The following is a 22,882-nucleotide window of genomic DNA, read 5'->3' as shown; positions in this document are numbered from 1 at the left end:
TTCTTTTAATTAAAATCGATTTATAATAAGTAATCAATCTTTTTGGTTATCATCTTAAATCGCTCCGATTGCTCTTCGTAAAACAAAAATCCGCGCATGGTTTCTTGAATTCCAGCACTTTTAGAAATTTCTTGAAAATGCATTTTCAAAAAGTCTATCACCTCTTTCCCGGAATCCTTGATAACTTTATGCCAATCAGTGCGATTGTTTAAAATATAAGTGATATCCTCCAAATCTTTGCTCTGACGGGGATCATTACCACCTCTATCCTTAAAGGCTGAGAATTTACTGGCTAGAAAATAAGGGAGCGGCATGATTTGTATTGAAATATCGTCGATCTTCACTTTCTCCCTTTTATCGAAACCTTTTGCGAACCATGGATTGGCAGGAGCCCAACCAACAGCCTTGGTACTCATTACATCTACTAGAATGTCATCCAACTTAAAACGACAAATTACGTCGAGATCAGCGGATTGAGAAAACCCTTTTTCATTCAATTGCTCCCTGATTTCTTCCAATTGTGGAATGGAAAGAATCTGTAAACTAATATCAATATCTTTGGTGGGCCGAACATCATCGGCAGCTGGGTCATTAATGTACAAACTAACTGTAGCACCACCTACATAAATGACAACATTGTTCAAATCCCCCAAAGCCAAGGCGACTCTTTTAATAATTTCTTTATTTATTAGCGTGTTCCTCATTGTAGACGCTTTTCAAGTTCTTCAATAGCTAAATTTCGTTCCCTTGCCTTTCCTAATCGCAAAGCATCTGTCATGGCCAACAATTCATAAAGTTTAGGGTCTTCCAAACAAGCTTTGGGTACATTGGGATGTAAGGGTTCTACGGAGAACCCACGATTTGTACCAAGGGCATAAGGCCAAACAAAGTTTTGTTCGCTTTGAATCACTTCATTTAGCGGTGGAGCACTATGGGAAGTAGGCACCCCACGAACTAAGGATGACGGTTGCTCGGGATAAACATAACGTAAACCGTATCGTAAAAAATCAAGCAGGGCTAACTTAAAAACTTGCTTTTTGTCTCCAGAAATAAGACCGGCAATTTTACTTCGGTTTAATGATTCACTGATTTCGCTCTGACTGATATATAATTCATTGGCCAAATCTTTATTGAACCAAGATGCATCGCCCTTAGCAACAATTTTAAGCAATATAACCACATCATGCGGCCGCATACCACTATGTTTTTTCATATGGATGGTTTGTGATTCGCGAATCGCGATATACGAATGTATTGATTTAATTATAATTGTAATAGCATATTAATAGAAAATCGAAAGCTTTCCAATGAATTTAGTCTAATATTAGACCATATCTCTGTTAATTAGAGCGTTTCATGGGCTAATGAATGATTAATGTATAGTAGTAGTTTCTTTATCTTATTCATTACTGCAGCAGGTTTCCCCTGCTATAGTCCACAAATAAATCGAAGTAAGACTTGTTTGAGATAATATTCTCTTATTTGAATCCGAGCAAATTGAGTGATAGGATTATATTTTTTTCAATTTTTTTTGCTGTAAATAAGATTTTAATCGGGGTCTTAGTAAACTTGGAAGTATAGTGGCAATAATTACGACTACCGTTTCCACCCTTTTCCATTACGATTTTTCCTTTTAAATCGACTGTCGTTATCAAGTTCTAATTTGAATGCATTCCAAGGATTATCCTCAATTTGAAAGGGTTTCAATCCGTCTGATGGAGCTTTTTCCAGATAAGATTTTGGTTGCTCAGCAGCTTTGATATGCCGTCCTGGAATAGGTTGTTTTTTTCCGATATGTGCTGTTGCTGAGTTTGAATTTTCTTCAAAAGATATATCAATTCTTCGTTCTGTGCTATTAGTTTCGAGAATAACCGCACGGTCTCTGTCTTGTTCATAATCGATACGTTTTATTATGTTGTTCCAGGAATAGTGTCGCCCAAGACTGCTTCCTTTATAAATGATTTCTTTGTATCTAAAGGATATTCCGGTTACCCTGCCTGTACTTTTACTTACGTTGAACTTGGGACTTATATTCTTTGCGTCCAATTCCCTTATCAATTCTGTTGTATTCTTGGAATTAGAGATAGAATTTTCAAGATGGTACTGAAGCATCAACTTCATGGGAGGTTCCCCAGTTCGAAATACCTTTTGTATCTCTTTCTGGGTAATGGTTGCATTTCTTGTCAACTTATTATCCTCAAGCTGCGATAGATTGTACACTAATTCCAGTTTCCGCACCAATTGCTCACTTCGTTCATAATCCTTGCTGTCGCTGACAAGTTCTCCGGAAAATTTTACCCTATTGGCAATGATATGGATATGCTCATGTTCTTGGTCTTGGTGTCGATACATGATATATTGATTGTCATCGAACCCCATGCTCTTTAGGTAATCCATTCCTAAAGAAGTGAATTGCTTATCGCACAATGTATCCTCATAGGGCAGGCTCAGCGAAACATGATATACCGCCTTTCCCAATCTTGGTCGCAGCTGTCTAACTATATTGAATTCTTGGGTCATATCAACGGATTTTCCATAGGTAATATTGGTATCCAGTACATAACCCATTCCTTGGCCGACCTTTTTTTCGTTATAGGCCAACACTCCATAAAAATCTTTTCCTTTAATCTGCTTGGCTATCATTGTTTACAATATTTGATTTTAAGACATCGAGATTGCTTTTGAGTTCCAATAACAGGGAATTGAGTTGCGGAGAGTTGTTCATTCCCAAGTGTACTTTTTTGGTCAATTGATTAATGTTGTTTCCGATTCTACCCATCTCGATAAAAAGTTTTCTGTCCTCCAGGGATATTCTTTTTCTGGGCAATACCCTACCAGTCGTTTTCAAACGCATAAAGTCAGGAATTGAAACGCCCAAGGTACTTGCATTTTCAGATACCCTTAGATATTCCGATACGGTCATCCTAACGTTGACCCGAATAGCTTTCAAGTCTTGTATTTTCTTTTTTGGTCCTGCCATATCCTAGGGGTTTGGGGAGTATTCCCAACAAGCCATGCGAACATAGTGAGCAGTTTTTGCTTGCAAAAACATGGCTTGCTTCACGAACTCCGATTAAAAATAGGGTTGATTCAGATTTCAGTTTCTTTCTACTCATTTTACGAAGAAGTAGTTCTCATTCGCTTAATAAGTTCATTGATATCATCCGGATGAAACAATACCCTACCCCCGAGTGCAATTTTTTTCAACAACCCTTTATTCATCCATGCATAAATTGTGGGCCGGGTTACTTTGAATTTTTTGACCAAATCTGCGATGGTCAACAATTCTTCTTCGGTTGAAACTTCTTCAGCCGGTTTCTCGATAACGGAATCCTTTTGCTTTTGAAGTGATTCTAATGGAACATATTCCTTGAGTCCGTCATCGTCCATGATAAATATTCGTTTCATGATACAGTGGTTTAATGATTTACTTTATTGAACAAACCTAATGGCATTGGACAAGATTTTATTTGTTTGGCATACATCATTTTGTGTATGGTAACCCTTAAAAAATTCAACTTTTTAGTATAAGACCTTAAAAAGACTGGACTATAAAAGAATCGCTTATCCCTTTTTGCAACAAGTTGCTCTTGTACTTTGTTTTACAAACCTAGCAGCATTGCACAGCATTTTACCTGAGTGCTGTACACAAAATGCTGTACAGCATATTTGAACTGAATGTTATGGGATATGAAACGGAATGGCAGATAAGGGTGAAAAGCCCTTTCGCTTTTCACCTTTATCCTCTTTTTCAAGGGTGTTCACAAAAACCAGCAGTTTTTGTGAACTTTCGCAGAAAGGATGTGGCTAGGGAAAGGAATGACTCAGGTGGAGGGTCGAAAGACCAAGGGTAGTCTACATTAGGTCTTTTTCCCCTAACCACAAAAAAGTAAAATCATTACAAAAACAATCCATCGGAATATAGAATGCAATATTGCTATCATCATATGATGCTATAGTCATATGAACATATGTATCATTATTCATTTAAAGCAGTTATCATACATTTTATCAAACGAATATTGCTATGAGATTTTAATATTGGAGTTAGAAAAGCCCGAATAAAATCATTGCATAGTGGGCAATTAGTGTAATAACTCTATACAATTTAAATAACTTTTGGTGAACGTATTCACCAAAAAGAATTACTTTTGGTGAATACGTTCACTAAATAACCATGCTAAAACGAATCTTAGAAGATAAAATAACAAACAAGTTAGATAAGGGGAAGGCAATCATTGTCATTGGGCCTAGACAAGTTGGAAAAACGACCTTAATCAATTCTATATTAAAAAATAGGTCACATTTGTTTTTGGATGGCGACGATTCCACGGTAAGAAATTTGTTGACCAACCCCAATACAGAGGAATTAAAAAGTATCATAGGTGACCATACCACCTTATTTATCGATGAAGCGCAACGCATAGAAAATATTGGTTTGACCTTAAAAATAATTACTGATCAATTCAAAAAAGTACAACTATTTGTAAGCGGTTCCTCAGCCTTTGAATTAAACAACCAAACCAGCGAACCTTTAACAGGAAGAAAATGGGAATATAAATTATATCCTATTTCCTGGAAAGAACTGGAGGGGGATATCGGCTACGTAAAGTCAGAACAACAGCTCGAATTGAGAATTCTTTACGGTATGTATCCTGATGTCATCAACAATCCTGGAGACGAAATCGAAGTTTTAAAACAATTGACAAACAGTTATCTGTATAAAGATATTTTGTCATTCAGCGGGATACGAAAGCCTCACGTTTTGGAAAAAATTCTACGTGCCCTAGCGCTACAATTAGGAAATGAGGTTAGCTATAATGAGTTGGCACAATTGGTGGGAGTTGATAAAAATACCGTTGCCAATTACATCGATTTACTGGAAAAGGGATATGTAATTTTTAGGCTGACAAGTTTTAGCAGAAACTTAAGGAATGAAATAAAGACGAACCAAAAAATATATTTCTATGACACTGGAGTTAGAAACGCCATTATCGGGAATTTCAATGCACTGGACAGCCGAAGTGATATTGGAGGGCTTTGGGAGAACTTCTTAATAACAGAACGTCTCAAAAAACGGGCCTACGAGGGCTCTTTGGCCAATTCCTATTTCTGGCGAACAAAGCAGCAACAAGAAATCGACTATGTTGAAGAAGAATCTGGAAAAATTACTGGTTTCGAGTTTAAATGGAGTCCAAAAGCCAAAGCCAAATTTCCTGAATCCTTTATGGAAAGTTATAATGCTTCCGTTGAAGTGATTCACAGAAAAAATTTCCGAAAATTTCTTTAGGAAGTCTAAAATAAATATCCCCTCTCTAAAAGCCTATAAAAATTAAATCGTTGAAACCTTCTAGGTCGGATATATATTTCTTAGAGGGCTAATACTTGGTAATTATAGAAATACAATTTCAATCCAAACCCCAAGCCTCCTTCAATTTCTGTGCGGCCTCGTAATTTGATATTTTGAGGTAACGCCGGAATGCCTTCTCCGATTTATGCCCTGAAATTTTCATAATCAACTGCACATCAATACCATACAGATAGGCATTGGTACAAAATGAACGCCTACAAGTATGGGAACTAATCAGTTTATACTTTCCCAAAAGTTGTGCCTCTTTAATGGTACCCCGTTTATGTTCAATTTCCACTTTTTGATGCAGCCCCGCCTTATCACCAAGTTCCTTGATACGTTTATTAAAGGTAAAGGAATCAATATCCGGGGCTTGGCCACCATATTTTGCTAAAACTTCCTTCACCTGTTTGCGTAATGGAATTACAATACGGCCTGAAGTTTTCTTTTGCCGAATATTTAAAAACCCCTCATTGTCCAAATACTCAGGCCGAATCCTTGAGATATCGGAAAACCGAAGCCCCGTCAAACAACCAATTACAAAGAAATCCTTTACCCTTTCCAGCTCTTCATCATCTTTACAATCAACGGCCGCAATGGCCTGTATCTCATCAGCAGTTAAATAAATATGGTCAACTTCTTCTTGTACTACCTTGAAGGCCGTTAAATCGATAGGTTTGATTCTATTTCTGCGCATACGATCGTTTAGAAAAGCCTTCAGGTTCTTGACCAATTTACCAATGGTATTGTTCTTCATACCGACTCCTCCATTTTTTAAAGGTGCATGGTAGGCCAAATAATCCGTCCATTCTTGGTAGAAATGGTAATCGAACGCATTAAAATCTACAATAATTCCTGAAAATTCTTGAAAACCTTCCAAATGCTTTTTAAGGGAATTGTAATCCTTGATAACGTCTTTGACTACCTTTCCCTTTTTGCTTTCTAGATAATGCTCAAATTCAGTAAAAAAATCTTCAACAGGTTTTGTGTTTATGGAGGGTTCCCCATCTTCAAATTGCCTTTTAAATAATTTTTTGGAAAGCGGTTTGCCTTGGTTTCGATAAGAAGAAATAATCTGATTGGCCAAACTATCCATTTGAGTGAGCTGAACATATTCAGAACCCACTTCCTTTGATTTTTTAAGGAAAGATTTTTCCTTGTTCCAATACTTCAAAGGAATTTCGATTCCGGTATCGATTTGAATTCTGGCATGACGATTTTCATAGTATCTTAATTTGATACTATGGGTTCCATTTTGGTTGGATTTTTGTCCGACATGTAAAAGCTAAAATTGATAATTATCGGAGTTCTGTAACATCCACAGCCGTTATTTGGCACCACTTGAGATTTAAGATTCGGGAAACCAGAAATTAGAGTTATTTACCAAAACCAGCTATGTGGCCTTTGTATTTAAGCCCACTCTACTAATTTTATGGATTGATTACCGAAGATTTTGAGCACTATAGTATGAAGGTCATTCGTACGTCAAAATGCCCCTACAGCCAGACACGCGTAGACCAAACGAACCAGAGTATTAGAATTATTTTGAGTCGAAATCTGCTAAGCTGAAGGAATTAAAGTAGCTAGACATGATGAGAGTTGATTTAATTGAACCGTCTCAAAAACCGATCCTTTCGCCTAACCGCTAACGGAACCTGGTTACCATTGGTCATTATAACGTAAGCTTGCTTTCCCTTATAAAATGTCTTAATCATTTCCATATTGATAAGATGGGATTTATGGCACTTGAAGAACTGTTTTCCATCTAAAAGATTTTCATAAAATTTTATGGGTCTACTAGCTATTTGCCTTTTATCCTTGGTATGGATGTAGGTATAATTACCATTCGCTTCTAAGTGTACAATATCCGCTACCAAAACGGTTTCAAAACCTTCAACGGAAGGGATGGTTAAAAGCTTTGGCTGTTCGTGTTCTATATTTTCAAATAATTGTTGCACGTGGCCATAGTGTCCTTTAAATTGTATCTCTTCTTTAAGGCGTACGATAGTTTCATTGAATTCATCAAAATCGATGGGTTTCATCAAATAATCAAAAGCACTGAACTTAAAAGCCTTAATCGCATAGTTGTCAAAAGCGGTGGTGAAAATTGTTTTAAAGTTGGTATGCTCTACTTGACGTAGAAAGTCAAAACCAGTTTTATCCTTGATTTCAATATCCAAAAAGACTAAATCTAATGAGTTGTTATCTGCGACCTTGAGCGCATCATCCACACTTTTACAGGTTGCAACAATATTGAAGATTCCAGGTTTCCTATCTATTAAATGTAACAAGCGGTTGATGCAATGGGATTCATCATCTACAATTAGCGTGTTTATCATGGCAACTTTTCTTGAAGTAGGTCAAATTAAGGACTTCAAGATAACAAAACCCAATAATCCATAAACTAAATCTCAATTAGGTCAATGCTAAGGGTAGTGATACGATTACCTTGGTGCCAATTTCCTTATCAATTATTTTGACAGACCCATTGGCATCCTTGGTTTTATTTAGAACCTCAATTCTATTCTGGGTGATGGTCACGCCCATTGAACTTTTCTTCAGATGTCCATTCTTATTTTTGCTCTTAGCCCGACCTACACCATTATCTTCTACGGTACAAATCAATTTTTGCTGTACAGATTGGAAGTTAATTTGAATCTTACCACCATTTTCCGATTTCGAGAGTCCGTGAATGATACTGTTTTCTACAAAGGGCTGAAGCAACATTGGGGGCAGCAGAACTTCATCAGTGTCCAAATCGTCGGCAACTTGGATTTCGAAATCAAAGGTCTTATCAAACCGTTTCTGCTCGATGGCCAGGTAGGCGTTAAGCAATTGAATATCCTCTTCCAAAGTGATGAGCTTTTTATCAGAATTTTCCAGGGTCAATCGCATCAGCCGGGCAAATTTACTGAGATAGTCACTCGCGGATTGTGTATCATTGTTCAAGATATAATCGCCGATGGAATTAAGGCTGTTAAAGATAAAATGTGGATTCATCTGAGCACGAAGTGCCTTTAGTTCAACTTCGGCCACGGTGGCATTGAACTCAGCTTCCTTTATGGCCGTGTCCGCCTTTTGTTTTCGTCTATAGAATACAAATGCGAGTAGAGATGCCAACACAATACCGCTACTACTTGCTAGTAATATATTTTTGATGGTGCGCTGGCGTTTTGCCTCTGCTAAAGCAAGTGCTTCTTTTTTATCAGCTTCGTACTGAATTTCCTTACGTGATATTTCTACTTTTCGGTCGGCATTCACCAAGCTGTCATTCAGGATATTCGCAGCCTTGTAATTTTCCAAAGCCTTTTGATAGTCGCCTTTTTTTTCCTGGATGGTCGCCAAGGTTTGAAGCGACTTGGTTTCTGTGTATAGATTGTTGAGAGATTTGATTGCGTTAAGACTTTCAGTGGCATAGTGTTCAGCTTTGTCCAAATCATTGCTGTGCATATAGACTTCTGCAGCATTGACGTAAGCTGGCACCCTAATCATTTCGAGACCCAAAGAATCAATCATTTTTAGGCTGAAAGCTGTATTGGCCAATCCTTCGGATACTTGTCCCGCTTGTGATTGTACCAATCCAAGATTGCTTTTAACATTGGCAATTTGCAGCATATCATTAGTACGTTCTGCTTCCTTAATTGACGCCTTGAAATAATATACCGCAGAGTCCGTTTGCTGTTGAAGCCCATAAATATTACCAATATTGGAGAGCATATTGCTCTTTCGTTGCGGATACTGTAGTAACTTTCTAAAGATAGGCATGGCTTTATCATAATCTTCCTGCTCGTAATGTATTAAACCCATATTAGTCAACATTGAGAATTGATAGCGTTTCAATGAAGGATTTTTTTCGGATATACTGTATGCCGTTTGATAGTAATCCAGAGCTGTTAAAGGGTCTGAACGAAAATAATGATATATAACTCCGATATTATTGTTGGCCAATAGTACGCCTTTTGTATAATTCAATTCTTCGGCCAACGAGAGTGTTTTTTTATTGTAAGCAAGCCAGGTGGTATCAGCTGGGGTCATCAACATTTTCTTGGCCACATAGCTCTGCCTGAGGTTGACCAGCGTGGTATCGTTTGTCTCATATTTTATAATGAGCTCTTGGATGGAATCCGCTTCTTTATTTTGTGAATGACCTAAATGACAAAGCCATAATAAGAAAAGGGTAATATGTATTCTCATTAAAGTTTGGTTTGGCTTAACAAAATACTCATTAAAAACGGTAATACAATTAAAACCTGACGATAAGCTAATTAAGACCTACGATAATACATTTTCTGTAGCTTTTTCAAAGTGGTATTTGCATCTTTAAGTTTTAAAAAAACAAATTCTTATGAAGCGAATTATTCCTATCCTTTTCTCGATTCTACTGATAGCCTGCAGTAGTGAGGATGATTCAAATTTTATGGATGATGATGGCCAAGTATTGAGCGATTCGTTTATCACGGCAAAGATTAATGGAAACGATTTTGAGGCGATACCTGTTGACAGAGGCGTGTCTACCATTTCGGCCCAACTTGTTCAAAGTGAAGTTTTTTTTACGTTTACCATTGCCGGTATTGACCTAAGTGCGGACATCACCCAAGGTGAAGCCATTGCTCTTTCCATGGCAGGATCAAGTTTTGACCTTGTCACGGAAGGCGTTCAGATTAACAATCCGATAACTAACCCATTGGCGCTGCAATTCGCAGGAGGATATTCATCCAATGGAACTGAAGGCGAAAATTTTGATTTTGATACGGATGGTAGTACTGGATTTTTGAGAATTACCGCAATCAATAAAGATACCCAAACCATATCCGGTGAGTTCGAGTATAACGTGGAAAATTCAGATACTGGCGAAGTGCTACAAATCACTGATGGTGTATTTAACAATATCAGTTATGCTAATGATTAGGAAGTAAACTTCATAAAATGATTATATCTTTATGGTAATCAATTAAACCCACTATTTAACCAATGCTGACCAAAAGAGTTCTATGTTTTATAGTTTTCACCTTGAGTGCCATTACAGTGGTTGCTCAAAATTGTAATGACTTGGTAGAATGGATGAATTTGATTAAACAAGAATATCCCGAGACCACATCTTTGAGATCTATGAATCGCGGAAAGATGCAAAAACTAGCAACCAACTATTTCTCGAAAGCTTATTTTGAACCCTATAGTGGAAAAGCTTACGAACAACTTTCCCAAAAAGCATTGGTCAAGGATTTCAGAAAAATTCAAGCTTGTTTTGCCAAAGGAAATTACAGAAACGACCCACACTTCAATTGGGTGTTCCAGAACATTATTTACAATAACTATCTAGGGTACGGCAATCCAAATTTTATCAAACAAATTGCAACAGTCGATACTAAACGCGACCAACTTAAAAACGAACTAGATACAGCATCAGAAAAAGGGATTTCCAAAACTGAACTTTTGAAGTTGAAAAAAAGTTTGACCAGTGAGTATGCTATACTTTTAGATAGTGAGCTAAAACAAGCCAATGAAAAAATCGATGCAGCTATTGCCATAAAGGTGGATACTCAACTTGATGAAGTTATATCTTCTATCGACAAATTAAATAATGAAAAAAAGTCTTTGACCAAATTAACGCTACTAAAACAGCAAGGGCAGCAATTGTTACCTGAAGCTTCTCAAGGTAAGCAGGTTGAATTCCAATCCCGACTGAAAATGAAGGCTTCGATACTATTAAAAAATGCTGTCGATTCGGACCTGAGCTCGGTCGACCAGAATTCGGATATTTCCCAAATCAATCAGAAAATCCTTGATTTTAAAAATGATTACAATGCATTTTCAGGTAATAATGAAGTAAAAAAAGGCGAAGAAAAACTTCTTTCTAGAAAAGAACGGCTCATTGAAACCCAATTAAAAACCATTGAAGATAGAATAGCTCAGGCGGATAGTAATAATTTTCAACGTTTGGAAAATGAATATTTAGGCTATTTACCTATACAATCTATCCAGTACCAGAAATTAAATGGGCTACTTGTTTCTAGAAAAAAGGAATTGGTCGAAAAACAGAGACTAGCAAAACAACAGGAAAAATTGACCAAAAGCCAAGATCGTATCACGTATTTGAACACCAACGGAAAGGATGAGGGAACGATGCAGTTTAAGACTTTGGGGTTGAACAATGCCGCTTTCTTCGATTACATCTACCGTGGTCATTTTGAGAATATTGAACTGGATGTCAACAGCAGTCATTTCTTGATGATTCTTAGCGGGTACTTAAACACCTTCGGTAGTCTCTGTCCAGAGCAGCTTCCTGAAGATAAAGTAGAGATTATGACGCAAGAATGCTCGCGCGAAAATGTCACCACAAATGGCTGGGGTGTGGAAGTTGACCGATATTGCATCGCTTGGCGGACTGTTGGTACAGGCATCTATGCTGACCCAAAACTGTACGCTGCAAAAATGCGTTTGGTCGCAAAACAAGACCAGAACGCCCTGCGCACCGTAATTGATATGTATACCAATCCCAATGCGATGGGCAATTCGGTAGATCAGATTCATAAGGCCAAAGCGCTACAGACCGATATGGCCAATTTCTTCAGATTGAACGGTTGCGACTCAAAAAGTGTAGAGCAGTTTGCTACGAATTTGTTGGCCTATGCCAATCAAAAACCACCTGCACGTTTAAAAGGGATGAGCGTCTATGAGAAAATCAAGATTTTAGGTGGTCCTGCAGGTGAGCAAAACGTTTCCAAGCTGCTCAACGACATATTGGGCAACCAGTCCAAAACGTGGGCTATGAATAGGTACGTTCCCAATAGCATAAGTAATGTTCGTGAGTTTAAGTCTTCCGATAAGACCCAAACTGTTTCCTTGACAGCCAATTATAATTTTAGTGGATTACTAGGAAAACAGACTGGTGCTGTGACAGTTAAATTCAAGGATGGTCTGCCAGATTGTATCTATTTTTCCGACTTTCCAGAAAACTGCAAGAAACCAAATGGTGCATTGGTCGCTAAATATGGATTGGGACAGTATGGAAAATAAGGCTCTGGAGAAATAGGCGGATTAAAACGGCCGTTTATCCAGACATATCTTGTTTGACAATTTGTTTTTGGATTTTTCAACATTAAGGACGTCTGGCGTGTCGCGTTATCGCTTTTGATATTGGTTTTGCAAAACGAACCTTTTTTGGTACTTATTTCTTTTCTAAATTTTATCTTTGAACCCTTCAATTATTGAAGCTTGGATATTTGAAACTGGGGACTTATTATCTTGGGCTTTCTATTTGATAATGCTTTTTTAATGGTATTTAAAACAACCTTTTTGGAGGATTACCATCTCTTTAAAAGCATTGGACGGTATCGTGCGCAAGTTTTTACAATATGAAAAAAATCTACCTTTTGCTTTTGGCAGTGCTGTTTTGGACTAGTTGTTCAGAAAATAACAATGGGATTGACTGTGAACTTTTTGACCCTGCCTTTCCCTCCCTTTACCTAGAATTGGTAGATGCGGAGGGTGCCAATCTATTTGAAAATGGCACTTTCGACCCAGAAAGCATAAAGGTTGAAGGAGATTTTCCAAATGCAGGTTTCAGTTTCAATCCTCCTAGGGAATTTGCCGTCCCGGAGGCAGATATCAGAAAGTTGGACAATACCATCCAGCTATTGATTCCGAATGAATCCAGCTTTCAATACACTATACATATATCTGAAACCAATTCCATCCAGATTAGTTTTTTCGCTGAGCTAACCCAAATCCCATGTGATTTATCTTATTACTTACCGCTTAACGGAACCTTTAATGACTTAAATTTTGAACTCATTGAAGTGCCTCCTCTTCAGTTTTTGGGAGTAATCGAGCTTCAATAGGATCTCACCTCTAAAAGGTTCCCATTTTTTCAAGGTTTAAAGGGGCTGCTGTAATTACCAGAAACAATAATTTAAAAAACTAACGCGTTTATAACCCCCAAGCCTCCTTCAATTTCTGTGCGGCCTCGTAATTTGATATTTTGAGATAACGCCGGAATGCCTTCTCCGATTTATGCCCTGAAATTTTCATAATCAACTGCACATCAATACCATACAGATAGGCATTGGTACAAAAAGAGCGTCTACATGTGTGAGAACTGATCAGTTTATACTTTTCCAAAAGTTGTGCCTCTTTAATGGTACCCCGTTTATGTTCAATTTCCACTTTTTGATGAAGTCCTGCCCCATCCCCAAGTTCCTTAATACGTTTATTAAAGGTAAAGGAATCAATATCCGGGGCTTGGCCACCATATTTTGCTAAAACTTCCTTCACCTGTTTGCGTAATGGAATTACAATACGGCCTGAAGTTTTCTTTTGCCGAATATTTAAAAACCCCTCATTGTCCAAATACTCAGGCCGAATCCTTGAGATATCGGAAAACCGAAGCCCCGTCAAACAACCAATTACAAAGAAATCCTTTACCCTTTCCAGCTCTTCATCATCTTTACAATCAACGGCCGCAATGGCCTGTATCTCATCAGCAGTTAAATAAATATGGTCAACTTCTTCTTGTACTACCTTGAAGGCCGTTAAATCGATAGGTTTGATTCTATTTCTGCGCATACGATCGTTTAGAAAAGCCTTCAGGTTCTTGACCAATTTACCAATGGTATTGTTCTTCATACCGACTCCTCCATTTTTTAAAGGTGCATGGTAGGCCAAATAATCCGTCCATTCTTGGTAGAAATGGTAATCGAACGCATTAAAATCTACAATAATTCCTGAAAATTCTTGAAAACCTTCCAAATGCTTTTTAAGGGAATTGTAATCCTTGATAACGTCTTTGACTACCTTTCCCTTTTTGCTTTCTAGATAATGCTCAAATTCAGTAAAAAAATCTTCAACAGGTTTTGTGTTTATGGAGGGTTCCCCATCTTCAAATTGCTTTTTAAATAATTTTTTGGAAAGCGGTTTGCCCTGGTTTCGATAAGAAGAAATAATTTGATTGGCCAAACTATCCATTTGAGTGAGCTGAACATATTCTGAACCCACTTCCTTTGATTTTTTAAGGAAAGATTTTTCTTTATTCCAATGTTTGGATTGAATTTCGATTCCAGTATCGATTTGAATTCTGGAATTACGATTTTCATAGTATCTTAATTTGATACTATGGGTTCCATTTTGGTTGGATTTGTCCGATATGTAAAACTTATAATTGTACATCAGCGTGCCGCATTCGTGCCGCATTTTTGCCAAAAATAGTGTTTTATGATGTAAAATCAAAAATTTATTTTACATAAAATACTGATTATCAGTATAATAATGTATGTTAATGAAAAGTTAAATTACTGGGGCAGCATCCCGTCCAGACCGCAAAAGCCTTCAACATTCGTTGAAGGCTTTTTATTTTATTCTAGTTTCAATTTTTATATCATTCTACCATCCAGCAGGTTAATAATTCGAGAACCATAAGCTGCGTTTTGTTCAGAATGGGTAACCTGAATAATTGTTACCCCTTCTTGATTAAGTTGCTTAAATAGTTCCATGATTTCTTCACTTTGACTGGAATTAAGATTACCCGTAGGTTCATCAGCTAGGATTAATTTTGGATTAGCAATCAGAGCACGAGCCACGCCAACTAGTTGCTGTTGTCCCCCGCTCAATTGAGCAGGAAACAAATCCTTCTTCCCAACAATGTTAAAGCGGTCCAGCATATCTGCAACCATAGCTTTTCTTTCAGAACCTTTAAACTTTTTATAGAGCAAAGGCATTTCAAGGTTTTCCTGAACAGTTAGTTCATCTAGCAAATGATAGGATTGGAATACGAAGCCAATATATTCTTTGTACAAGTTTGCTCTATGTTTTTCCTTAAGCTTATGAACAGACTCGTATAGAAAACTATATTCTCCTTCATCAAATCCATCTAACATACCAATTACGTTGAGCAAGGTGGATTTGCCTGAGCCAGATGGCCCCATCACAGAAATAAATTCCCCTTCTTCAACTCCTAGATTAATATCCTTTAGCAAAAAAATACGCTGGCCTCCAGAATTGACCCATTTAAAAACATTGTTTAGTTGTAGTAGCATAATACTTATATATTTTATGTAACCCCAGATAGATGGGAATCTGTTTTGTTTTTTATTCCTCTCTGAGCGCAATAATTGGGTTTGCCCTTGAAGCCTTTATCGATTGAAAACTACAAGTTACCATGGCAATTAAAAAAGTTGAAAGTCCTCCAATTAAAAACATCCAAAATGAGGGTTGAATCCGATAAGTAAAACTCTCTAACCATAAGTTCATAAAATAATAAACTATAGGCGTGGCTATAATAAATGACAGTAGCACCAAATAAAAATACTCTTTGGTAAAGAAGGAGATATTTTCCAATATGGATGCACCCAAAACTTTTCGTATCCCTATTTCTTTTCTCTTTTGGGCAACAATAAATGACATTAGACCGAACAACCCTAGGCAGCCGATTAAAATAGAGAGTACTGAAAAGATTCCAAACCCGGTAAAAATCATATTTTCAACCATATATTGTTTAGCTATCCCATCATCTAAAAATTGAAAATCGTAAATAGCGTTGGTGTAAGTTTCTTCCCAATTACTTTTAATGGTATTAAGCGCGGTGTAATTCGAATCACTCATTTTAATAAAGGCATTATTTTGATAATACGTCCAGTTTAATAGAATACAAGGTGTAATTTCATATTGCAACGAGTTATTATGAAAATCTTTTACTACACCAACAATAGTAGCTTGGCCTTCATTTATTTGTATTTTCTTACCAATAGCATCACTCGGTTTCCATCCAAAAGAGGCCAAAAAAGTTTCATTTACGATGAATTCATCAAAAGCTTCTTTGTTGGAAAGAAAATTTCTTCCAGCTAATAATTCTAGATTAAAAAAATCAAGATAGTGCAAATCACCTATTTTCATTTCTGTATCCATTGATTCTTCTTCCGACTGTTCAGGCAAACGGTAATTGGTGCCCAATTGAAATCCGTTTACAGCCATAGGTGGTCCTGATCCATATGAAACTTTTGAAATTCCACCATTAGCAAGTAATTTTTCCCTAAAAACAGTAGATTTTTCATAATCCGGAGACTCTGTGATGACCACTGCTTCTCTATGAAAACCCAGTTCACTATTTTTAAAATGATTCATTTGAAAGGCCAAAATAATAGCTGCTATAACGAATAACTGAACCATAACAAACTGAAACGTCACCAATGATTTCCTCAAATTAATTTTAGTGCCAGTAGGACTGCTAAACTTATTTTTTAATGCTTGAATAGGTTTAAATCCTGATAGAATAATCGCTGGATATACCGCACCAAGAACTACGGCCGAAATAATGGCAAAAAGTATATAAAGCAAATGAGTTGCTTCAAATTCCAGTTGAAGGTTAATTGTAGCTAAGTTGTTATTCAATAATTGAATAAATCCTTGAATTACAACAATAGATAGTACAGCAGCAAATAAAATGATAAAAGCATTTTCAAAAACAAATTGCAATGTTAAGTTTGCCCTGCTTCCGCCCATTACTTTTCTGACACCTACTTCTTTTGATCTAGCGTTTGATTGCGCCGTTACCAAGTTTACAAAATTGATTAAGGCAATAATGAAGATAAATAATGCAACAACAGATGCTATGTTCAATATGTTTTTAGGCATGATATAACCTCCAGGACTTGCTCCGTATATGGTCTCATTATGTACTTCAGTAAGTGGTTGTAAATGGTATGAAATACGTTTATCGTCTTGCGGGTTTAAATATTTGCTCTTCCAGTTGGTAATTTTCGATTCAAAACTTGCTTTTTGTGAGGCTTCATTTAGAACAACATAAGTTGTTCCTTGATAATTCCCTGACCAATTTGCTGAAAAATAGGGGTTATTGATTTTAAAAAATTCATACGGGATTAACATATTATATTGATGGTCAGAATTGCCTTTTGGGCTTTTAATTACCCCAGTAACTGTTAAGGGGTCTTTGCTTTGCAATAAGATGGTTTTACCTAGAGCGTTTTGGTAATTGGCTGTAGAGAGGCCAAAATATCTATTTGCAAGTTTTTCTGTTAACACCACGGACGCTGTTTCCCTTAAGGCAGTATCTTTATCTCCAGCCAACCATTCTACATCAAAAGTTTTTGGATAATAATTATCTACAAATAAAACGCTGGGCTCTTCAAATAAGTTTTCATTTTTAAAGGAGTCTTCAATTTTAAATACCCGACTTACTGGTCCGGCAATTTGTGTGACAATATCAACTTGTGGAAAATCATTTCGTAATGCTTCTGCTAATGGATAAGCTGTGGTATTCCAATATAATGTTTCATTAGGTAGCTTGTTATGTTGTACAACCCGAAATGTTTCCTCAGATTTATCGTGAAACGCATCAAATGTCGATTCATAGTGAACAAATATTAGAATCACAATACAGACACTAATTCCAAGAGTTAATCCGAAAATATTGATAAATGAACTTAGTTTGTTCTTTATCAAATTTCGCCAAGCGATTTTATAAAAGTTCTTTATCATCATTTTCGGATTAATTAATGGTTTATTCATCTCTTAAAGATTCTACCGGATTTGTGATGGCCGCTTTGAAGCTTTGCCAGCTTACCGTTAACAAAGCAATTAACAATGCTGAAATCCCTGCTAGGCCAAATACCCACCAACTAAGTGTTGTTCTGTAAGTGAACCCTTCTAACCATTGATTCATTACGTACCAAGAAACAGGCACGGCAATGATAAATGCAAAAGCTACCCATTTTACAAAGTCCTTATTTAATAGTGTAAGCACTTGGGTTATTGTTGCACCATTTACCTTTCGGATACCAATTTCTTTTTTCCTTTGCACAACTGTGTATGAGGTAAGCCCAAAAAGACCCATTGATGCAATAATAATAGCAAGCAATGTAAAGATCTGAAAGGCCGATTTAAAAGCTTTGTCCTGTTCATATTGGGCTTCAAACTTTTGGTCTAAAAACGTATAATTAAACGTACTCTGCGGAAAGATTTGTTTCCATCTAGTTTCAATCTGGCTTATTGCCGAACCAAACCCTGCGGTTGAAGTTGCAGAAGCGTCTAACTTCACTAATAGATTGCTAACTTGATTTTGGTATCTAATAACAATAGGTAAAACTGGACTTTTTAAGCCAAAATGGTAGTAATCCTTAATCACACCGGTAACCTTCCAATCATTATTACCCCAGAAGCTAATGGTCTTATTTAATATTTCGTCAGGAGATGAAATACCCATTGTCTTTAAGAAAGTTTCATTGACCACAACTTGATTACCTTTCCAATCAGATGAAGGAAGAAATGTACTTCCTGCCAAGAATTCAAATCCTATCAAGTCAAAATAATCTGGCTGTGAATGATAGCTGTAAAATATTTTCTCATCTACTCTCCGTCCATCAGGCAACATAATTCCTCGCGTTGAGGAGAGATTATCAAAACTATCGCCAGGATAAGTCTGTGCAATAGCGCTTTTTTTGACAAAAGGTAAATTCTTAAGTTCCTCTTTTAAAACCTTAAAATCATTAACCACCAAAGAATCGGCTTCATTGGTAACCACTTCTCCGCGAAGTGCTATAGTTTGATTAATATCAGCTCCTATTGGCTGGCTCTCTAAAAAGTTTATTTGCTTAGTAACCACCAAAGTGCCTACCAATAAAATTATAGTAGCTAAAAATTGAGTGACAATTAGCCCTTTTCTAATACTTAGACCTTGGGTTGAAGTTTTTATTTTTCCTTTTAGTGCCTTCGCAGGCGAATAACTGCTTAATAAAAGTGCTGGATAAAGACCTGCCACTATCATGCCTAATAGGATGAAAGCGAAATAGGGCAAGAAACTGAAAAGGCTTTCTAGATTAAGGCTAAGGTCTGTGCCTGTGATATTGTTATAAATGGGCAATAATATTAAAACCATAGTCAGGGCTATTGCCATAGCAATAAAATTGAGTAAAACCGACTCTACTAAAGATTGAATAATCAGCTGCGATTTTTTTGCTCCAGCAACTTTTCTTATACCAGCTTCTTTTGCCCTTTCCATAGATTTTGTTGTAGAAAGATTCACATAGTTCAACCAAGAGAGAATAAGAATAATAAAGGCAATCGCTGTTAAAAACTTGATTCGCGTAACACTACCATTAGCAGATACTTCATAAGGCTTGTTAGAATATAAGTGAATACTTTCAATAGCTTCAATATTGTGACGTTCTTCTGTGTCTTCTTCAATATCGCTATCAATTATTTTTTGGCGTAGAAGTTCGGCATTAGTATTTGGAGCTACCTTAATATAGGTATAGTAATTATTCATATTCCAGTTGAGCTCATGGGCTCTTGGACCCCAATCTGTCCATGTTTTCTCTGTCTCGTAAGAAATTAAAAACGAATTTCTATAGTGAGCTGTTTTCGGAACATCCTCCATTACCCCAGTAACGGTCAATACCGCTTCTCGACCATCTTGAAAAGCAGAGACTGTTTTTTGTAAAGGATCTTCATTACCAAAAAGCTTTTCCGCAAATGATTTGGATAGTACAATGGAATAAGGTTCGGCAAGAACAGTCTCTTTATCCCCTTTCAATAAGGGATAATTGAAAATATCAAAATAGGATGAATCCGATAACGAACCTAAAGGTTGTTCCAATATTCTATCACCAACTTTAAAAGTCAGTTTTTCAAAATAATAGAACCTTACATAATCTAATACTTCTGGAAATTTCTCTTTTAAGGTTGGACCAGAAAGGTTATACGTCATGGCATCACCTGGAGCAAATGTCCCACCCTCCAAATAATCCATATACGGTCTGTAAACATTTTCTGAACCCTCAAACTTATCATAGCTGCGCTCATAATTTACATACAGCATAATAAGTATAAAGGATGTTACACCGATAGCCAAGCCAAAAATATTAATAAAAGAGTATAACTTGTTTTTAAGCAAATACCTTGTTGCAATTTTGAGAAAAAGCTTGAACATATTTTTTGTTTAAGTCGTTAATGGAATCTTTATGGTGTACGGTAAACGATTTTTATGCCAAACATTTAAGTGTATGAATGTGAGATTATTATATACTCATACTAATTTTTAAAGTGTAAAATAATTGGACAGTTTTTGTATAATATGTTTACACTTAATTAGCTATTCTGTCCGTAAACTTTTTACTGGGTTTTGCTTTGCTGCATTAATCGTTCTGAAACTAACGGTACATATGGCAATGATTGCGGCCAACAATCCTGCAGCGATAAAAAATAAGGGGCTAAGGTTTATCTTAAAAGGATAATTCTTTAACCATTCTTTCATAAACCACCAGGCTATTGGGGAGGCAATTAAAAATGATATCCCAACCAATTTCAAAAAGTCTTTTGTTAATAAAAATGTAATGTTGGTTACACTGGCACCTACTACTTTTCGAACCCCTATTTCTTTAGTACGCTGATTTACAATCAACAATGAAATAGCAAAAAGACCTATACAGCTCAATGCGATTGCAAGTATAGAACCACTTGTAATCATAGTGGTCACTCGCTCCTCTTTTCTAAAAGTACGGTTAATGTTTTCATCCAAGAACGATCCCAAGAATTTTGAATTGGGAGAGACTCGAGCCCACGCGTCTTTAATGGCATCATAGGATTTTGCAAGGTTAACCGGAGCTACTTTTACATAGGCATAATACAAGTCATAATCACGGCTCATCATCATGGTAATGGGGGCTATGGTCTTATCCAATTCTTCAAAGTGATAATCTTTGACCACCCCAATTACAGGAAAACGTAGTGAATCACTAAAACTAATATATGCCGTCAATGGATCTTCTTCCCCAAACTCCTTTGCCATGGCTTCATTGATGACCACCCCTGAGCGATCACTTGCAAATTCCCTATTAAAGTTTCGACCAGCTACGAGCTCCAAATCCAATGTCTCCACATAATCATAGTCCACCGTTAGATAGTTAGTATTGATTACCCTATTCTTATACTCAAAACCAAACATACTACTCGAGACACTTCCATCTTTTCCGTATCCCAAATTATTGTCTGCTCCTGATATTTCCAAAATATCAGGATTACCTGCTAATTCATTTCTCAGTAATTCCAGAGCATCATAGCTATTCTTCTTTCCATCCAAAGGAAAAGAGAGTACTTGCTCCTTATTAAAACCAAGGTCTTTATTGCGCATAAAATCTAACTGACTATGCAGCACTAAAGTTCCTGTTATCATTAATATGGCAATACCAAATTGTAGAATCATTAAAGCGTCCCTAACTTTGTTCTTGCCAGAGGAGTCCAATTTTCCTTTTAAAGATTGAATAGCACCTAACTTACTCATTAACAATGCAGGATAACCACCTACAATTAGGGTTATTATTAGTATGCTGAGTAAAAAAAGTAGGATGGTAACCGGGGATAAAATTAATCCAAAGGAGACATCTGTTCTGAACAGAGTTTTGAATTCATCAAGGAGTAAAATACTTATCACCAATCCAACACCTACAGAAAACAGAAATACGAGTAAGCTTTCTGTCCAAAACTGGAAAAAGAGCTGTTTGCGTTTCGCTCCAAGTGTTTTTCGCATTCCAATTTCTTTTAAGCGCAGTCCACTTCTGGCAATACTCATATTTATAAAGTTGACACAAGCAATAAATAGAATCAAAAAAGCAACTCCCAATACCAAATAGACGTTACTGCGGCTGACTTCTATATATCCATTTTTGAAGGTCGCAAAATTTTCATCCAGTAATGGCAAAAGTTCAACCTTGTAATAAAGTCCCTCTGCATCTGGATGAGCCCCATCTCGTATAGCATTATCTATTCGTTCTTTAAAATTATTCGCGACTAGTGAGCGTGTCGCCATATCAAATTGGCCGGGAGCAACATTTTTGGCCAATTGTACATATATATCATGATACCTCGCACCCCATTCATCTTTGCTTTCTAAATAGTCGGCCTCTTTTTCAAACCGCACAGCAACTTCAAATTCCAATGTACTCTGTGATGGGTTATTCTTTACTACAGTTCCTATGGTAAAAGGCTCGTCTTTTCCATTAATTAAAATTTGTACTGTTTTACCTATGGACTCTTCATCACCGAACAACGATTTTGCTATTTCTTCCGTGATGACGATATCTGATTGTTTTTCCAAAGGATTGTCCATTTTTCCCTTAATAGCTGGAAAAGTAAACATGTTGAAGAAATCAGCATCAACCCATATAGCATCCATATTAATTTCTTTTTCGCCATATGTTAATACCGCTTCCTGCTGCAAATGGCGAGTGGCTCTCTCAATTCCCGGAACTTCATCCATAATAGTGGGCAACAAAGGAGCAGCATGGCTTACACTTACTTGTGGTCCTTTAGGATTTTGCCACATAGAGTATACCTTGTAAATGTCCTTGCCATTAGTGTGGAATTGGTCATACGACAAGTCAAAAAAACCAGCCATGGACAATAGAATGGCAACAGCAAAAGCAACAGACAGGCCAATACTATTTAAAACGGTAAATGTTTTATTCTTGAGAAGACTACGCCACGAGATTTTTAAATAATTTTTAAACATGATTTTTTTTGATTGAT

The 22,882-nt window shown here is 36.7% G+C and carries 17 protein-coding genes and 1 pseudogene; 4 read left to right on the top strand and 14 right to left on the bottom strand.

Features of this window, described 5'->3' with window-relative positions:
• Nucleotides 1–20: 20 nt before the first annotated feature.
• The 5 genes from AACP56_RS14100 to AACP56_RS14080 all read right to left on the bottom strand — a co-directional run bounded on the left by AACP56_RS14100 (nucleotide 21) and on the right by AACP56_RS14080 (nucleotide 3,408).
• Complete coding sequence (locus tag AACP56_RS14100; RefSeq protein ID WP_339337513.1) at nucleotides 21–704, bottom strand: nucleotidyl transferase AbiEii/AbiGii toxin family protein; 684 nt, start codon at nucleotides 702–704, stop codon at nucleotides 21–23.
• On the bottom strand, nucleotides 701–1,213 hold the full coding sequence (locus AACP56_RS14095; RefSeq protein ID WP_339337514.1) for a hypothetical protein: 513 nt from the start codon (nucleotides 1,211–1,213) through the stop codon (nucleotides 701–703). The genes AACP56_RS14100 and AACP56_RS14095 overlap by 4 nt, the downstream gene beginning before the upstream one ends.
• 383 nt (nucleotides 1,214–1,596) lie before the next feature.
• Nucleotides 1,597–2,643, bottom strand: coding sequence for a relaxase/mobilization nuclease domain-containing protein (locus AACP56_RS14090; RefSeq protein WP_339337515.1), 1,047 nt, complete (start codon nucleotides 2,641–2,643; stop codon nucleotides 1,597–1,599).
• Nucleotides 2,624–2,980, bottom strand: a complete 357-nt coding sequence (locus AACP56_RS14085) for a plasmid mobilization protein (protein WP_339337516.1) — start codon at nucleotides 2,978–2,980, stop codon at nucleotides 2,624–2,626. Before AACP56_RS14085 ends, AACP56_RS14090 begins: the two co-directional genes overlap by 20 nt.
• A gap of 137 nt (nucleotides 2,981–3,117) precedes the next feature.
• Nucleotides 3,118–3,408 (bottom strand): helix-turn-helix domain-containing protein, encoded by a 291-nt coding sequence (locus tag AACP56_RS14080; RefSeq protein WP_339337517.1) that lies wholly within the window; start codon nucleotides 3,406–3,408, stop codon nucleotides 3,118–3,120.
• 769 nt (nucleotides 3,409–4,177) lie between these two features.
• Here AACP56_RS14080 and AACP56_RS14075 point away from each other — a divergent pair.
• Complete coding sequence (locus AACP56_RS14075) at nucleotides 4,178–5,290, top strand: ATP-binding protein (protein ID WP_339337518.1); 1,113 nt, start codon at nucleotides 4,178–4,180, stop codon at nucleotides 5,288–5,290.
• Nucleotides 5,291–5,408: 118 nt separating this feature from the next.
• Here the strand turns inward: AACP56_RS14075 and AACP56_RS14070 are convergent, their stop codons facing one another.
• The 4 genes and pseudogenes from AACP56_RS14070 to AACP56_RS14055 all read right to left on the bottom strand — a co-directional run bounded on the left by AACP56_RS14070 (nucleotide 5,409) and on the right by AACP56_RS14055 (nucleotide 9,544).
• On the bottom strand, nucleotides 5,409–6,344 hold the full coding sequence (locus tag AACP56_RS14070; protein ID WP_339339986.1) for a site-specific integrase: 936 nt from the start codon (nucleotides 6,342–6,344) through the stop codon (nucleotides 5,409–5,411).
• 42 nt (nucleotides 6,345–6,386) lie between these two features.
• Nucleotides 6,387–6,605 (bottom strand): annotated as a pseudogene (locus tag AACP56_RS14065) (Arm DNA-binding domain-containing protein); the annotation flags it as partial.
• A 349-nt stretch (nucleotides 6,606–6,954) separates the two neighbouring features.
• Complete coding sequence (locus AACP56_RS14060; protein WP_339337519.1) at nucleotides 6,955–7,689, bottom strand: LytR/AlgR family response regulator transcription factor; 735 nt, start codon at nucleotides 7,687–7,689, stop codon at nucleotides 6,955–6,957.
• A gap of 76 nt (nucleotides 7,690–7,765) precedes the next feature.
• The gene (locus AACP56_RS14055) at nucleotides 7,766–9,544 is read right to left on the bottom strand and encodes a histidine kinase (RefSeq protein ID WP_339337520.1); all 1,779 of its coding nucleotides are present in this window, start codon (nucleotides 9,542–9,544) and stop codon (nucleotides 7,766–7,768) included.
• A gap of 151 nt (nucleotides 9,545–9,695) precedes the next feature.
• Here AACP56_RS14055 and AACP56_RS14050 point away from each other — a divergent pair, with 151 nt between their 5' ends.
• The 3 genes from AACP56_RS14050 to AACP56_RS14040 all read left to right on the top strand — a co-directional run bounded on the left by AACP56_RS14050 (nucleotide 9,696) and on the right by AACP56_RS14040 (nucleotide 13,191).
• Nucleotides 9,696–10,259 (top strand): DUF6252 family protein, encoded by a 564-nt coding sequence (locus tag AACP56_RS14050; RefSeq protein ID WP_339337521.1) that lies wholly within the window; start codon nucleotides 9,696–9,698, stop codon nucleotides 10,257–10,259.
• A 62-nt stretch (nucleotides 10,260–10,321) separates the two neighbouring features.
• On the top strand, nucleotides 10,322–12,367 hold the full coding sequence (locus AACP56_RS14045; RefSeq protein ID WP_339337522.1) for a hypothetical protein: 2,046 nt from the start codon (nucleotides 10,322–10,324) through the stop codon (nucleotides 12,365–12,367).
• Nucleotides 12,368–12,705: 338 nt separating this feature from the next.
• Entirely contained in the window at nucleotides 12,706–13,191 is a 486-nt protein-coding gene (locus AACP56_RS14040; protein ID WP_339337523.1) for a hypothetical protein, read from the top strand.
• Nucleotides 13,192–13,279: 88 nt separating this feature from the next.
• On the opposite strand, the gene AACP56_RS14035 is transcribed toward AACP56_RS14040, so the two are convergent.
• The 5 genes from AACP56_RS14035 to AACP56_RS14015 all read right to left on the bottom strand — a co-directional run bounded on the left by AACP56_RS14035 (nucleotide 13,280) and on the right by AACP56_RS14015 (nucleotide 22,865).
• A complete protein-coding gene (locus AACP56_RS14035; protein WP_339337524.1) occupies nucleotides 13,280–14,539 on the bottom strand; it encodes a site-specific integrase in 1,260 nt (419 codons plus the stop codon).
• A 179-nt stretch (nucleotides 14,540–14,718) separates the two neighbouring features.
• The gene (locus tag AACP56_RS14030) at nucleotides 14,719–15,381 is read right to left on the bottom strand and encodes an ABC transporter ATP-binding protein (RefSeq protein ID WP_339337525.1); all 663 of its coding nucleotides are present in this window, start codon (nucleotides 15,379–15,381) and stop codon (nucleotides 14,719–14,721) included.
• A gap of 52 nt (nucleotides 15,382–15,433) precedes the next feature.
• On the bottom strand, nucleotides 15,434–17,869 hold the full coding sequence (locus tag AACP56_RS14025) for an ABC transporter permease (protein WP_339337526.1): 2,436 nt from the start codon (nucleotides 17,867–17,869) through the stop codon (nucleotides 15,434–15,436).
• Nucleotides 17,862–20,288, bottom strand: coding sequence for an ABC transporter permease (locus tag AACP56_RS14020; RefSeq protein ID WP_339337527.1), 2,427 nt, complete (start codon nucleotides 20,286–20,288; stop codon nucleotides 17,862–17,864). The genes AACP56_RS14025 and AACP56_RS14020 overlap by 8 nt, the downstream gene beginning before the upstream one ends.
• Before the next feature lie 162 nt (nucleotides 20,289–20,450).
• Nucleotides 20,451–22,865 (bottom strand): ABC transporter permease, encoded by a 2,415-nt coding sequence (locus AACP56_RS14015; RefSeq protein WP_339337528.1) that lies wholly within the window; start codon nucleotides 22,863–22,865, stop codon nucleotides 20,451–20,453.
• Nucleotides 22,866–22,882 lie beyond the last annotated feature (17 nt).

It is taken from the genome of Croceitalea sp. MTPC6 (genome assembly GCF_036985525.1).
Classification (GTDB): Bacteria; Bacteroidota; Bacteroidia; order Flavobacteriales; family Flavobacteriaceae; genus Croceitalea.
This window is presented reverse-complemented; position numbering and strand designations above follow the sequence as displayed.